Here is a 13,347-nt window from a genome sequence, read left to right on the forward strand (position 1 = left end):
CATGACGTCACGCGTGATCCGCGCCACCCAAATCGCCTGCGCCCTTGCCGCGCTGGGCGCGTCCCTGTCCGTGCATGCGCAGACCGGCCATGTGTATTGCCTGGAAGAATCCGCGTACCGCGCCTATCCGGCCGCCGACGATATCTCCAGCCGCAATCCCTTCGGCAACGGCTGCATCCGCAACCTGTCCGACGGGCGCGCCGCGGTGCTGCTGCCGTCGGCCACCGAAAGTATCGACCGAGTGCCCCGCGACGAATCCCTGCGCCGCCATGCGTGGGGCTTTCTGGACCGGAACGGCCGCGTGGCGATCAAGCCCATTTTCGAAGCGGTGGGCGACTTCCGCAACGGCCTGGCCGCCGTGCAGTGGCAAGGCAAATGGGGATTCATCGACAAGAACGGCCGGATGGCCGTTCGGCCGCGCTATGACGCGGTGCAGGACTTTGTCGAGATCGGGCTGGCCGTGGCCACGTTGGACGGGCGTCCGTTGCTGATCGACCGCCAAGGCAATCCGGTCGGCGCCCCGTTCGAGGACAATGTGCGCGCCCTGCACCTGTCGGACGGCGTGCCCGCGCGCGCCACGGTCCAGTACAAGGAAGAGTACCGCTCGGCCACCGGCGAACGCCGGTACGGCGGAACCGGCGTCACCATTACGAAGCCCTTCGGCCATGGCCTGTACATCGCCACCAATGCCGACGGCAAGTACGGGGTGGTCGACCGGGACTGGAAGTGGATTCTCGATCCGGTGCTGGAAGATATCTTCATCCAGGAAGGCGGCGCGCTGGCCACGGGCTATGGCGCCGAAGGGTCGGTGATGATCACCCCGGACGGCAAGCTGATCGGCGCGGACCAGCACTACGAAAGCGTGAATCCCGTGGGCAAGGCATTCTGGAGCGCCGCGCTGCCCCGCCACGCCGGCTACGCGGTGCTGGACGCAGCGGGCACGGTGGTGGCCACGCTGACGCAGGAAGAGGGGCACGCATCCCAGCGCTATGCCGACACCATCGTCTATCCCTCCGGCGGGAACACCATGGCATTGGTGCCGGGACGGGCCGCGCCGCTCGAACTCGGTCCGGCGCTGTCGGCCACCGAGGATGTGGATGGCTATGTGCTGTTTGTGGACGGCGAGCGCCAACCCGCGGGCGTGCTGACGCCGACGGGCGCCTGGGTGCATGGGGATAACGCCCCGGCATGGCTGGCCCAGGCCGGCCGCATCGACGCGCGCCAAGGCAGGCTATGGGTGTCCGATCAGCAAGGCAAGCTGCTGAATGTGCTGGACCGCGACGGCAAGGCGCTGCTCAAGCCCGAGACCGTGGAAGCGGCCCGGGATCTGGCGCTGACGTCGCTTCCGGGCGACGTAGCCGGCGGCCCCCTGGGCCTGCTCGGACCGGGCCACTGCCACTGCGGCGGCGCGGAAGCGGGCGCGGGGCTGCTGCTGGCGGACGGCAGCATCGTCACGGACCCGTCCTGGACCGAGCTAATCGCGCTGGATGCCGCCGAAGACGCGCATCCGGGCGAGCTCGGCGCGGACCAACTGCGCTACGCCGCCGACACCGAAGACGGCATGCGGCTGCTGGACGCGCGCGGCCGGCCCATCGACCTGCCGACACAGCAGCACATCGGCGCGTTCCATTACGGGTATGCCCAGATCTACGGCGACGGCGTCGTCCGGATGATCGACCGCGACGGCAAGACTTACGGCCTGCCCGAGGCCTTCGACACGCAAGTCGTGGCGCCAGGCGTCGTCCGTTTTCTGAAGACCGCGGCAGATGGCGCCCCCTGGGGCCTGTACGACTTCGTGGCCGGCAAGGAAGTGGCCGCGCCCGCCTTCCGCAGCATCGGCGCTTTCGAAAATGGCCAGGCCGTGGCATCGCTCGGTCCGGATCGCGTGGGGGTCATCGACCTGCAAGGCAAATGGATCATTCCCGCCAGCCACCATGACGCCGAGCGCGTGAACGACACCCTGTGGAAGCTCGTGCAGGCCGGCAAGCAGGACGACGACTACGCGCACCCCGCCGCGGTGTTCAATGCCCAGGGCCAGGCCCTGACCGCGTTCCTGCGCGGCCTGCAGGTCGGCGCCTACGGAGATGGCTCGATCAGCGCCGGCAACGACAAGAACCGCTGGATCATCTCGCCCGACGGAAAGGACGCGCTGGACATGAAGGACGCGGACTACGTGCGCCTGGGCGATTGGATGGAGATTCGCCGCGCCGATCGCCTGGGCTACCTGAACAGCCAGGGAAGCTGGCAGATCGAGCCGGCCGCCGGTTCGGGGTCCGCGTTTCACGGCACGCCCGCGCGGGCACTGTCGACGGACCAGGGCGGCACGCGCGTCATCGACGGCAACGCCAAGGTTCTCGCCAAGCTGCCGGAAGGCGAATGGAGCTGGCCGCGTGGATCCGCCACGCTGCTCAGGCACTACACCGTGCAGGGCAGGACCCTGACGGACTACGCCGATCTGTCCGGCAAGACCCGGCTCACGGTCGAGGGCTACGCGTCGGCGTATTCGGAAGGACGTGCCGTATCGCAGGTATCGGGCGACGGCGTGCGCGCGGTGGACGCCAAGGGCGCTTTCGTGGGGCCCGCGTTCGACGCGCTGGGCGCGATGCGCGAAGGCCTGGCGCCCGCCAGCGCCGACCGCGGCTATGGCTATGTGGACAGCCAGGGCCGCTTTGCCATCCCGGCCGAATACAAAGCCGTGTCGCCCTTCGCGGACCAGCGCGCGGTGGTCTCCACGATGGACGATTCGCGCATCATCGGTCCCGATGGCACGACGTTCGCGCGTGTCGAAATGGAGTGCGGCATCCGCACGCTGACCGGCGCCGCCGGCCAGCGCGTGTGGCCGCTGCGCATGCCGCAGCGCTGTCAGCGTAGCGCGGATTCCGGCGCCGACTGGGCATCCAGTGCCAGATAGCGGCGGGTCTGCACGATCTCCTCGCGCTCCTTGAAGCTGGTAAGCCGGTCGGCCAGCTCGCGGCTGTCGCCCGATTGCCGGATCGCCGCCAGCGTGGCCTGCATCGCGTGGATGGCCGCGCGCTGCAGGTCCGACGGAATGATGGCCAGCCGATAGCCCATGGCGGCCAGATCCGGCAGCGGCACCAGGGGCGTCTTGCCGCCATGGAACATGTTGATGAGCTTCAGGCCCGGCAGGCGTTCGGCGATGGCGCGGATCTGCGCCAGGGTCTCCGGCGCTTCGACGAAGATCATGTCCGCCCCCGCCTTCACGTAGCGTTCGGCGCGCGCGATGGCGGCATCGAATCCTTCGACCGCGATGGCGTCGGTGCGCGCGATGACCAGCGTGTCCGCGTCGGCCAGGGTCTGCCGGGCGATGTGGACCTTGCGGCACATCTCTTCGACGTCCACCAGGGTTTTGTCGTCCAGGTGGCCGCAGCGCTTGGGAAAGGACTGATCCTCGATATGAAACGCCGCGACGCCGGCACGCTCCATGATGCGCACCGTGCGCTCGACATTGGCCGATCCGCCAAAGCCCGTGTCCGCGTCCGCCACGACGGGCAGCCCGCCGGCGTCGACGATTTTCTCCACGCGGTCCATGACTTCGGTGAAGCTGAGCAGGCCGATGTCGGGATAGCCCGCCGCGCGCGCGATGGCGCCGCCGCTGGCATACACGGCGGAAAAGCCCGCGGCGGCAACCAGCCTGGCCGACAGGCCGTCGTACGCGCCGGGCGCCACGACGATCTCCTGGGCCAGGCGCTGGCGCAGCAGCGCGCCCGGTTTCATCAAGGTAGTCATGCGGATTCCTTCAGGTGACGAGTGGATGCAGTCATCATCGGCCTGAAGAATTAGAATGTCCAATATATGGAAAATTGATAATCAGGACTTTTTAGATATCGATATGGAACTACGCCATCTGCGCTATTTCGTCGTGACCGCCGAATCCCAGCACTTCACGCGCGCGGCGGAGCTGCTGGGCATGGCGCAACCGCCGCTCAGTCAGCAGATCCGCAGGCTGGAACAGGAAGTGGGCACGCCGTTGTTCGACCGGACCGGCCGCGGCGTGGCGCTGAACGACGCCGGCCGCGCGTTTCTGGCGTGCGCGCAGGACATCCTGCAACGCGCCGACGCCGCGGTGCGCACGGCGCAACGGGCGGCGCGCGGAGAAGTCGGCGAGCTGACGCTGGGGTTCACGGAGTCCGCGTCGTTCAACGGCGTGGTGACCGAACTGATCCGCCAGTACCGGCAGTTGTACCCGGACGTGGAGATGACCTTGTCGCAAGGCGATAGCGAAACGCTGGTGGCGCGCCTGCGCGAGGGCGCGATAGACGCCGCGTTCGTGCGGCCGCCGTTTGCGCTGGATGGCGGGCTGACGTTCACACAGCTTGTCCAGGAACCGCTGATGGTGGCGCTGCCGCTGGGCCACGCGCTGGCGCGCCGCAAGCGCCTGGCGCCTGCCGATCTGTCGCGCGAACGCTTCATCCTGTATTCGCGCAAGTCGGGTTACGGGCTAAGCGCGGACGTCATGGCGGCATGCCGTCAGCACGGCCTGAATCCGCTGATCGGGCAACAGGCGCCGCAACTGTCTTCGGCGGTGAACCTGGTGGCGGCCGGGATGGGCGTGGCCATCGTGCCGGCGTCCCTGCGCCATCTGCGCCCCGACGGCGTGGTCTACCGGCCTTTCGGGCTGGACTGGCCGCGCGCGGTGCTGGGGCTGGCGGTGCGCGACCAGGCCTCCGGCGGGCGCGCCGCAAACCTGTTGGCGCTGGCCCGCGATCCGCGCAAGGCGTGAAGCGCCCGGCGCTCAGTCTTCGTGCGACTCGTGCACGGCCACCGCGCCGCGCTTCCAGTAGCTGGCGGCGCGGATGCGGCTCTTGTCGATGCCATGCTGCGCCACCATGATTTCGCGCACGGCCTTGGCCACGGCGGATTCCGCCGCCACCCACACATAGCCTTCGCCCTGGGGCAGAGTCAGTTCGCGCGCCGCTTCCAGCAGCAAGGTGCTGTAGCCCGGCGCCGTGCCATTGCGGTGCAGCCAGCGGATCGAGGCCTGGGCGCTGGTGGCCAGCGGAAGTTCGTTGGAAGCGGCGGGCACTTCCATCAGGACCAGCGCCTGTGCCGTGGCGGGCAGTTCTTCCAGGCGGCGCGCGATGGCCGGCAAGGCGGTTTCGTCGCCGATCAGCACATGCCAGTCAAACGCCTTGGGCACCACGAAGGAGCCGCGCGGGCCGCCGATGCCCAATTGCTGGCCCGCTTCGGCCCGTTCGGCCCAGGTGGAGGCGGGGCCATCGCCGTGCAGGACGAAATCAATGTCCAGTTCCTGGCGGGCGGCATCGAAGCGGCGCGGCGTGTAATCGCGTGCGGCCGGCTTGGGTGTGCCTTCCGGGAACTTGACCCCGTCTGGGCCGACGGTGGGCAGCACCAGCGGCCGGGACAGGTCGGCGGGGAAAAATATCTTCACGTGGTCGTCGAAGGAAGCGGACACGAAGTCCTGCAGATCCGCGCCGGTGAAAGTGACGCGCGCCAGCATGCCGGCGATGCGCTCCACGCGGGCCACGGTCAGCGTGCGCATCTTCAGGGTGTGGCGCACGCGTTCTACGTTCAGGTCGCTACGGGTCATCAATACTCCAATATTTGTTCAGGTACGGGATCAGGCGCCGGTCTTGCCGGTGATCTCGTCGGCCGCACGCGCCAGGATGGCGGCGATGCGCCGTTGTTCGGCGGGCGAGGCGTCGGTGCGTTCCAGCAGCGCGCGCTTGATCGCCTGGCGGGCTTCCACGAATTCCGGCAGCCAGCCGGTGCGGGAATCCTCTCCTTCGGGGCCGGTGCTTCGCGGCTGGCCGCTCCACGCCTGGCGCATCCAGTCCATCTTGCGCGCGACGTGCTTGAGCTTGTTGAACATCGTCGACAGGCGCTCGCGGTTCGCGTCCAGGTGCGCCCTGCCCGGTTCGGCCAGGTGATAGCGCTTCTTCGTGCCCTCTTGTTCGACGGTGGCGTAGCCCAGCTCTTCCAGATAGGTCAGCGCGGGGTAGACCATGCCCGGGCTGGGCGTGTAGAAGCCGTTGCTCAGGGCGCCCAGCGCCTTGATGAGCTCATACCCGTGGCTGGGATTCTGTTCCAGCAGCCCCAGCAGCATCAGTTGCAGATCGTCGCCCGTCACCTTGCGGCTGCGGGTGAAGCCGCGGCCGTCGCCACCGAAGCCATCGGCGTCGCCGCGGCCATCGGATGAACCCGAGAACCAGTCACCGCCAGCGCTGGCGTGACGGTGATGGCGGTGGTGACGGCCACCGTGGGCATGGTGCTCGTGATGGGCGTGACCGTGCGGCCCGTGGGCATGGTGCTCGTGATGGGCGTGACCGTGCGGCCCGTGGGCGTGATGCCCGTGATCGTGATGCCCGTGATCGTGGGGGCCGTGATGATGAGGATGGCCGTGATGCCCGTGGGCGTGGCGCCCCTCGAAAGCATGGCCGAACGCGGTCAGAAAATGGGAATGGCGCATGATTACCTCTTACGATGTATCTTACGATATAGATCGTACGATATACCCCGAGCCATCGAGCCGTCAAGCGCGCCGTTCGAGCACCCCGGCGGCGATGCCCGCCACGATCAGCGCCATGCCCGCCAGCAACGAGGCGCTGAGCGGCTCGCGCAGGATCAGGGAGGAACACAGCAGCCCGAACACGGGCACGCCCAACAGGCCAATCGACGTAACGCCCGCCGGCAAGGACCGGTTCACGTTCACGGCGGCCCAATACGCGATGGCGATGCCGAACACCCCGCCGTAGCCCAGCAGCCACGCCAGATCGGCGCTCCAGTCCACCACGGGCGCCCCTTCCGCCAGCAGCGCCGCCACCGACAGCACCCCGGTCGCCAGCAAAGCCTGCCAGAACGCGAGTTCAAAGGGCGGCGTGGCCCAGCGGTGCGCGCGCACATAAATGATGTTGGCCGCCCAGCACCCGAGCGGCCCGCCGGCACGTATTGGAGGCCCAGGCTGACCAGCGCGGCGAACGCGCCCATGTGCAGCAGCCCGACGCTGAGTATCACGGGAACGTCGGCCTTCACTGGCCATGCCACGCGGCGCAAGGCCAGGCCCAGCGCCAGCAACGCGGCAGTGCCCGCCATGCAGCGCGCGGCCACCGCCCACAGCGGTGTCATGTGCGACAACAGCAGCTTGCTGACGACCCAGGTGTAGCCCCAGGCCAGCACCACCACCACTAGCAGCAGCAAGGCGTTTCGGCGGGAAAGCGTGGCGGTGGACATGGGCGGAAGAACGGGCCGCGCAAGCGGCGCCCCCGTAGACCCACGCCGCGCCTATTCTCTGGGGCCACGCGCCGGCCTCGCTTGCCGGCCGCGCGTTGCCCTAGCCCGCGGACAGTTCGCGCGCCCGCTGTTCGGCCTTGTGGACGGCCTGCGTGATGGCGGCGGCCACGCCTGCTTCCTGCATGTGGGACAAGGCGGCGTAGGTGGTGCCGCCCTTGGAGGTGACACGCTCCTGCAATTCGGTCAGCGGCACGTCTTCGCTTGCGGCCAGGCCGGCCGCGCCCCGAAACGCCGCGACCGCCAGGCGGCGCGCATCCTCGGGCGCAAAGCCCAGTTCGACCGCGCCCTTTTCCAGGGCCGCCATGAAATGGAAGACGTAGCCGGGGCCGCTGCCCGTCACGGCGGTGACGGCATCGATCATCGCTTCGCTGCCCGTCCAGATGCGCTCGCCCACGGCGGCGAACAGCGCGTCCACCTGCTCGCGTTCGGCCGGCCCGCAGGCTGGCGTGGCGTACAGGCCGGTCATGCCCAGCCCCACCTTGGCCGGCGTGTTCGGCATCGCGCGCACGATGCGCGCATGGCCGCCCAGCCAGTCGGACAGCGACGCCAGTTCCACGCCCGCGGCGATGCTGACGACGGTGGCCTCGGACGGCAGGTGGCGCCCGACCTGCCCGCAGACCTCGCGCAGCACCTGCGGCTTGGTGGCCAGCACGCACAGCGCGGCATCGGCCATGTCTGCGCCGACGCTTTCGCGGCACGGCAGGCCGCGCGCGAACAGCGCCTCGCGCGTGGGCGCATAGGGCTCGATCACCAGGAAATCGGTCAATGCCCGGCCCTGGCCGAGCAAGCCGTCGATGATGGCGGAGGCCATGTTGCCGCCGCCGATGAAGACGATCTTTTCACGCATGTTGCTTCAGTTCCAGAGTAGGGGTTGCATGACGGTTCAGCGCTTGCGCACCGCCGCGGCGTCCAGCGCGCCGACGCGGTTGCGGCCCAGCAGCCTGAGCGTATTTTCCAGTTCACCGCGCAGAATGGCCAGCACCTCGCTTGCGCCCCTGGGGCCCCTGCCCGCCAGCCCGTACAAGGGCGCACGCCCCAGCAGCACGGCGCGCGCGCCCAGCGCCACGGCTTTGGCGACATCGCTGCCTCGGCGCACGCCGCCGTCCACCAGGATCTCCAGCGTATGGCCCAGTTCAGCGGCGACTTCAGGCAGGGTGTCCAGCGGACACGGCGCGCTTTCCAATTGCCGGCCGCCATGGTTGGACAAGACGATGCCGTCCACGCCGTGCGCCTGCGCGCGCCGCGCGTCGGCCAGGCTCTGGATGCCCTTGATGACGATGCGCCCGTGCCAAACGCGCCGCAGCCACGCGATGTCGTCCCAGGTCAGCGCCAGGTCCATCTGGCGGCTGAGGGCCGACGCCTGCTCGGTGATGTTCTCGCGCGCATTGGAACTGACGGCCAGGTTCTTCAGTTGCGGACCGCCGTGGCGCAGCATCCGCCAGCACCAGCCCGGGTGCGCGGCCAGATCCCACAGCAGCCGGCGCGACGGCCGCAGCGGCAGCTTGAAGCCATTGCGCTTGTCGTGGTCCCGGTTGCCGTGGACCGGTACGTCCACGGTCAGGAAAAGTACGGTGTAGCCGTTCTGCCAGGCGCGGTCCATCAGGTGCTCGGCAATGCGGCGGTCTCGCTGCACGTAAAGCTGCAGCCAAAGTTCCCCGGAGCTGGCGGCGCGGACGTTCTCCAGCAAGGAAGTGGACGCCGTGGACAGCACGAAGGGCAGGCCCGCCTGGTGCGCGGCGCGCGCCAGATGCACGTCGGCCTCTGGCCAGAACAGGCCATTCAGCCCGGTGGGCCCCACGATGGCGGGCATGGCGGCGGCGGCGCCCAGCACGGTCACATCCAGCCGGCAGTCCGTGACGTCCACCAGCACATCAGGCCGGAACTCCAGATCGGCATAGGCCGCCGTGTTGCGCGCCAGCGTGATGCCGCCCTCGGCTCCGCCCTCAAGATAATCAAACGCCAGCCGGGGCAGGCGTCGTTGCGCCCGCCGCCGATACTCCATGACGCTGGGAAGCATGTACTTTCCTTGATTCGCACGGGAAACTGAAATTGCATATCGAGCAATGTGATTGTATTTCGATCATTTCCAATTCCGCAATCAGGGACTGCCATTAGGCGCTTCAGACGCTGGACGCACGGCGCGACCACCAGCGAAAACCCTGCCAGAATGCGGCCTGGCGGTAATTTTCCGCCGCGGCCCGGCTCCCGGCATCAGGCTGTTTCATCACTAGGACATACCCTAGAATCAATTGCTATACGATTATTCAAATCGAAAAGCGATTTAAGTAATCGTATGCTGTGCCTCAATGCGCTCGGGGTTCCGTCGATCCCAAGCCCCATTCGGGACCACAGACATGACCAACGGCATCACCCTGCTAGACGCGCTCACCCAGGCCCTGGGCCAGGACGCCATTCTTCATTCCGACGCCGATAAGACCGGATACACCGAAGACTGGCGCGGCCGGTACAAGGGTCCGGCGCTGTGCGTCGCGCTGCCCACCAATACGCAACAGGTGTCGGACATCGTGCGCCTCTGCATCGACCATGCCACGCCCGTGCTGCCTCAGGGAGGCAACACCAGCCTGTGCGGCGGCGCGGTGCCCGCCTCGGCCGGCAAGCCGCCCGTCATCGTGAACCTGTCCCGCATGCGCAAGGTCATCGGTGTCGACGCCGCGAACAATTCCATGCTGGTCGAGGCCGGCTGCGTGCTGGCCACGGTACAGGAAGCCGCCGCCGCCAGCGGCCGCCTGTACCCGATCAGCCTGGGCGCCGAAGGCTCATGCCAGATCGGCGGCACCATCGCCACCAACGCCGGCGGCACGGGCGTGCTGCGCTACGGGAACACGCGCGATAACATTCTGGGCCTGGAAGTCGTGCTGCCCGACGGCCGCGTCTGGAACGGCCTGACGGCCCTGCGCAAGAACAATACGGGCTTCGACCTGAAGCATCTGTTCATCGGCGCCGAGGGCACGATGGGCATTGTCACCGCCGCGGTGCTCAAGCTGCATCCGCTGCCCACCACGCATGCGGTCGCTTGGCTGGCGCCCGACAGCCCGCAAGCGGCGCTGGATATCCTGGGCCTGTTCCAACGCGCCTGCGGGTCGCGCCTGTCGGCCTTCGAGATGATCGACCGCAATCAGCTCGACGTGGTGATGCAGCATGTGCCCGGCCGCAAGAATCCGCTGGGGGACTCGCATCCCTGGCATGTGCTGGTGGAGCTGTCGGACACCGGCGACGACGGCGAATTGCAGGACCTGCTGCAACAAATCCTGGAGCAGGCGTCCGAACAGGGCCTGCTGCATGATGCCGTGGTGGCCAGCAACGGCAACCAGCGCGCCGCGCTGTGGGAAGTGCGCCACAGCGTGTCGGAAGGCAACAAGAAAGCCGGCGTCGGCCTGACCACCGACAGCGCCGTGCCCGTATCCAGCGTACCGCGCTTCATCGAAGAGGCCACGGTGGCCGTGCACCGCCTGGTGCCGGACCTGCCCGTTCTGATCGTGGCGCACCTGGGCGATGGAAACGTCCACTTCATTCCCTTTTTCACGTTCGACGCCTGGAATGCGCTGCCCGACCGCGACGCGATGGCGGCCGCCATCCGCCGCGCCGTCAACGACGTGGCCGATGCGTTGGGCGGCACGTTCAGCGCCGAACACGGAGTGGGCCGCACTTCGCTTGCCGAAATGGCGCATTACAAGTCGCCGGTCGAACTGGCGATGATGCGCGCGCTCAAGACCACCTTCGATCCCGCCAATCTCTTCAATCCCGGCCGCTTGCTGCCTTGAGCCGTCGTTCTTGATCCGCCGTCCCTGACCCGACCCGCAGGAGTCTTCCATGAAATCGACCCTCCACAACGCCTCGCGCCGCAACGCGCTAAAAACCGTCGCGGCCGGCGCCGCCGCGCTCGCCATGCCAATGATCTGGACGCCATCGCGCGCGGCCTCCAAGCGCATCGTCGTGCGCGACGACGGCGGTATCTACAGCAAGGCCTATGGTGCGGTGTTCTACAAGCCCTTCACGGAGGCCACCGGCATCCAGGTGGTGGGCGTGCAGGCCAACGCCGAGCCCACCGCGCAGATCCGCAGCATGGTGGACACTGGCAACTACACCTGGGATATGGCCAAGATCAGCCAGCCCGCCATCCTGATGCTGACCGAAGGCGGCAAGGTCTATCTGGAAAAGCACGGGCTGGAATCCGACCCCGTGGTGGCCGCCATCCCCAAGCAGTACATGTCGCCCTACGGCGTGGGCAACAACGTCTACACCACGGTGCTGGCCTACCGCACGGACGCCTTCAAGGGCCGCCGCGCGCCGGCCTCGTGGGCCGACTTCTGGAACATAAAGGAAATCCCCGGGCGCCGCGGGCTGCGCAAGCATCCGTTCGACACCATCGAGGAAGCGCTGATGGCCGACGGCGTGGCACCCGACAAGGTCTACCCCTGCGACATCGACCGCGCGCTGGCCAGCTTGGACAAGATCAAGCCGTCCGTGGACGTGTGGTGGAACACCGGTGCCCAGGTCGAGCAGATGCTGGGCTCGGGCGAAGTCGACATGATCGCCACCTGGGTGTCGCGCGCGCAATCGGCCATCGCCAATGGCGCGCCGGTGCAGATCGTGTGGGACCAGAACATCTGGGGTTGCGATAACTGGTCCATTCTGAAGGGCACGCCGAATGCCGACGCCTGCCGCGAGTTCATCAAGTTCGCGTCCGACCCCAAGCGCCAGGCCTCGCTGGTCGAGTACTTCGCGGCCGGCGTGACGCAGCCCGCCGCCTTCGACTACATCAAGGCCGATGTGGCGCGCAACTGCCCGACGCACCCCGACAACATCAAGACGGGCCTGCACATCAACGCCGCCTACTGGCTGGAGAAGCAGCGCGACGTGATCGAGCGCTTCAACGGTTGGGTCCTGCAGTAAGTCTATCGACCGCGCGCCGCTGCACGCGGCGTCGCGCCGGGCATTTTCTTTGTGTTGAGCACCATGTCTTCTTCCAATCTGCAAATCTCGGGCCTGGGCAAACGCTACGGCGACTTCGTCGCCCTGGCTCCCACGCATCTGGACGTCGCCCGCGGCGAATTCCTGACTCTCCTGGGTCCCTCCGGCTCTGGCAAGACCACCCTGCTGAGCCTGATCGCCGGCCTGGCCCAGCCCGATGAGGGCCGCGTGCTGATCGATGGCGCCGACGTGACCTTCGGTGCGCCGTATGAGCGGGATATCGGTATGGTGTTCCAGAACTACGCGCTGTTCCCGCACATGACGATCGAAGAGAACATCGCGTTTCCGCTCAAGATGCGCAAGGTGCCCGCAGCCGAGGCCCGCCGCCGCGCGCTAGAAGCGCTGGAGATGGTGCGCCTGCCACACGTGGCGGCCCGCCTGCCGCGTGAACTCTCCGGGGGCCAGCAGCAGCGCATCGCGCTGGCGCGCTGCATGGTCTACCGCCCAGCGATTATCCTGATGGACGAGCCGCTGGGTGCGCTGGACAAGAAGCTGCGCGACCAGATGCAGCTTGAGATCAAGCGTATTCACCGTGAACTGGGCACGACCATCGTCTACGTGACGCACGACCAGGAAGAGGCCATGACGATGTCCGACCGCATCTGCCTGATGAACGGCGGCGCGATCGAACAGCTAGGATCGCCGGCGGACCTGTACTTCCGCCCGCGCACCCTGTTCGTTGCGGACTTTCTGGGCGAATCGAATCTGCTGCAGGGCGTGGTGACCGCGGTTGACGGCGAGACCCTTTCCGTCCAGCTCGCCCACCAGGGCGTGACCGGCCAGGCCTTGTCCAACGGCGCCCCGATCAAGGCCGGCCAAAAGGTCACCGTGATGTTGCGCCCGCAAAATCTAAGCGTCAGTACTGCCAGCGGCAACGGCGGCGCGGGCCAGCCCCTGTCGGGCAAGCTGCTGGATGTGATGGTGACGGGCAGCCTGACCAAGCTCTACCTGGACACGGGCATCGCCGACACCGCGCCGATCGTGGTCGCCTACCCCACTCAGCGCCAGGCCGAGCAGTACGCCATCGGCCAGCCGCTGTCCGTAAGCTGGCAGGCCGCGGATGCGGTGGCCATTGCGGAGTGATCG

At 67.6% G+C, this 13,347-nt stretch carries 11 protein-coding genes and 1 pseudogene; 5 read left to right on the forward strand and 7 right to left on the reverse strand.

The annotated features are described in order from the left end of the window. The first annotated feature begins 1 nt into the window (after position 1). Positions 2–2,911, forward strand: a complete 2,910-nt coding sequence (locus ASE30_RS17205) for a WG repeat-containing protein (RefSeq protein ID WP_057285489.1) — start codon at positions 2–4, stop codon at positions 2,909–2,911. Here ASE30_RS17205 and ASE30_RS17210 read toward each other — a convergent pair. Further along, positions 2,863–3,747, reverse strand: coding sequence for an oxaloacetate decarboxylase (locus ASE30_RS17210; RefSeq protein ID WP_156407697.1), 885 nt, complete (start codon positions 3,745–3,747; stop codon positions 2,863–2,865). The genes ASE30_RS17205 and ASE30_RS17210 overlap by 49 nt on opposite strands. 103 nt (positions 3,748–3,850) lie before the next feature. Between ASE30_RS17210 and ASE30_RS17215 the strand changes: the two genes are divergently transcribed. Continuing rightward, complete coding sequence (locus ASE30_RS17215) at positions 3,851–4,741, forward strand: LysR family transcriptional regulator (protein WP_057285491.1); 891 nt, start codon at positions 3,851–3,853, stop codon at positions 4,739–4,741. A 12-nt stretch (positions 4,742–4,753) separates the two neighbouring features. Here the strand turns inward: ASE30_RS17215 and ASE30_RS17220 are convergent, their stop codons facing one another. From ASE30_RS17220 to ASE30_RS17240, 6 genes and pseudogenes are all read right to left on the reverse strand, one after another. Beyond that, complete coding sequence (locus tag ASE30_RS17220; RefSeq protein WP_057285492.1) at positions 4,754–5,569, reverse strand: siderophore-interacting protein; 816 nt, start codon at positions 5,567–5,569, stop codon at positions 4,754–4,756. Between the two features lie 30 nt (positions 5,570–5,599). Continuing rightward, a complete protein-coding gene (locus tag ASE30_RS17225; protein WP_369819344.1) occupies positions 5,600–6,430 on the reverse strand; it encodes a PadR family transcriptional regulator in 831 nt (276 codons plus the stop codon). Positions 6,431–6,511: 81 nt separating this feature from the next. Further along, the gene (locus tag ASE30_RS29605) at positions 6,512–6,880 is read right to left on the reverse strand and encodes a DMT family transporter (protein WP_235515283.1); all 369 of its coding nucleotides are present in this window, start codon (positions 6,878–6,880) and stop codon (positions 6,512–6,514) included. A gap of 83 nt (positions 6,881–6,963) precedes the next feature. Continuing rightward, positions 6,964–7,209: pseudogene (locus ASE30_RS29610) on the reverse strand (EamA family transporter); the annotation flags it as partial. A 100-nt stretch (positions 7,210–7,309) separates the two neighbouring features. Beyond that, a complete protein-coding gene (gene proC / locus ASE30_RS17235) occupies positions 7,310–8,116 on the reverse strand; it encodes a pyrroline-5-carboxylate reductase (protein WP_057285493.1) in 807 nt (268 codons plus the stop codon). 36 nt (positions 8,117–8,152) lie between these two features. Continuing rightward, the gene (locus tag ASE30_RS17240) at positions 8,153–9,286 is read right to left on the reverse strand and encodes an alpha-hydroxy acid oxidase (protein WP_057285494.1); all 1,134 of its coding nucleotides are present in this window, start codon (positions 9,284–9,286) and stop codon (positions 8,153–8,155) included. A gap of 337 nt (positions 9,287–9,623) precedes the next feature. Between ASE30_RS17240 and ASE30_RS17245 the strand changes: the two genes are divergently transcribed. The 3 genes from ASE30_RS17245 to ASE30_RS17255 all read left to right on the forward strand — a co-directional run bounded on the left by ASE30_RS17245 (position 9,624) and on the right by ASE30_RS17255 (position 13,344). Further along, a complete protein-coding gene (locus ASE30_RS17245) occupies positions 9,624–11,051 on the forward strand; it encodes an FAD-binding oxidoreductase (RefSeq protein ID WP_057285495.1) in 1,428 nt (475 codons plus the stop codon). Positions 11,052–11,100: 49 nt separating this feature from the next. Beyond that, on the forward strand, positions 11,101–12,183 hold the full coding sequence (locus ASE30_RS17250) for an ABC transporter substrate-binding protein (RefSeq protein ID WP_057285496.1): 1,083 nt from the start codon (positions 11,101–11,103) through the stop codon (positions 12,181–12,183). 63 nt (positions 12,184–12,246) lie between these two features. After that, positions 12,247–13,344, forward strand: a complete 1,098-nt coding sequence (locus tag ASE30_RS17255) for an ABC transporter ATP-binding protein (protein WP_057285497.1) — start codon at positions 12,247–12,249, stop codon at positions 13,342–13,344. Positions 13,345–13,347: the final 3 nt, after the last annotated feature.

It is taken from the genome of Achromobacter sp. Root83 (assembly GCF_001428845.1).
Classification (GTDB): domain Bacteria; phylum Pseudomonadota; class Gammaproteobacteria; order Burkholderiales; family Burkholderiaceae_B; genus Achromobacter.

What these genes read in the sequence shown, in the direction of transcription:
- ASE30_RS17215 (WP_057285491.1), top strand. Translation starts at nt 3,851, where the DNA reads ATGGAACTACGCCATCTGCGCTATTTCGTCGTGACCGCCGAATCCCAG.
- ASE30_RS17245 (WP_057285495.1), top strand. Translation starts at nt 9,624, where the DNA reads ATGACCAACGGCATCACCCTGCTAGACGCGCTCACCCAGGCCCTGGGC.
- ASE30_RS17205 (WP_057285489.1), top strand. Translation starts at nt 2, where the DNA reads ATGACGTCACGCGTGATCCGCGCCACCCAAATCGCCTGCGCCCTTGCC.
- ASE30_RS17210 (WP_156407697.1), bottom strand. Translation starts at nt 3,747, where the DNA reads ATGACTACCTTGATGAAACCGGGCGCGCTGCTGCGCCAGCGCCTGGCC.
- ASE30_RS17220 (WP_057285492.1), bottom strand. Translation starts at nt 5,569, where the DNA reads ATGACCCGTAGCGACCTGAACGTAGAACGCGTGCGCCACACCCTGAAG.
- ASE30_RS17250 (WP_057285496.1), top strand. Translation starts at nt 11,101, where the DNA reads ATGAAATCGACCCTCCACAACGCCTCGCGCCGCAACGCGCTAAAAACC.
- ASE30_RS17240 (WP_057285494.1), bottom strand. Translation starts at nt 9,286, where the DNA reads ATGCTTCCCAGCGTCATGGAGTATCGGCGGCGGGCGCAACGACGCCTG.
- proC (WP_057285493.1), bottom strand. Translation starts at nt 8,116, where the DNA reads ATGCGTGAAAAGATCGTCTTCATCGGCGGCGGCAACATGGCCTCCGCC.
- ASE30_RS17255 (WP_057285497.1), top strand. Translation starts at nt 12,247, where the DNA reads ATGTCTTCTTCCAATCTGCAAATCTCGGGCCTGGGCAAACGCTACGGC.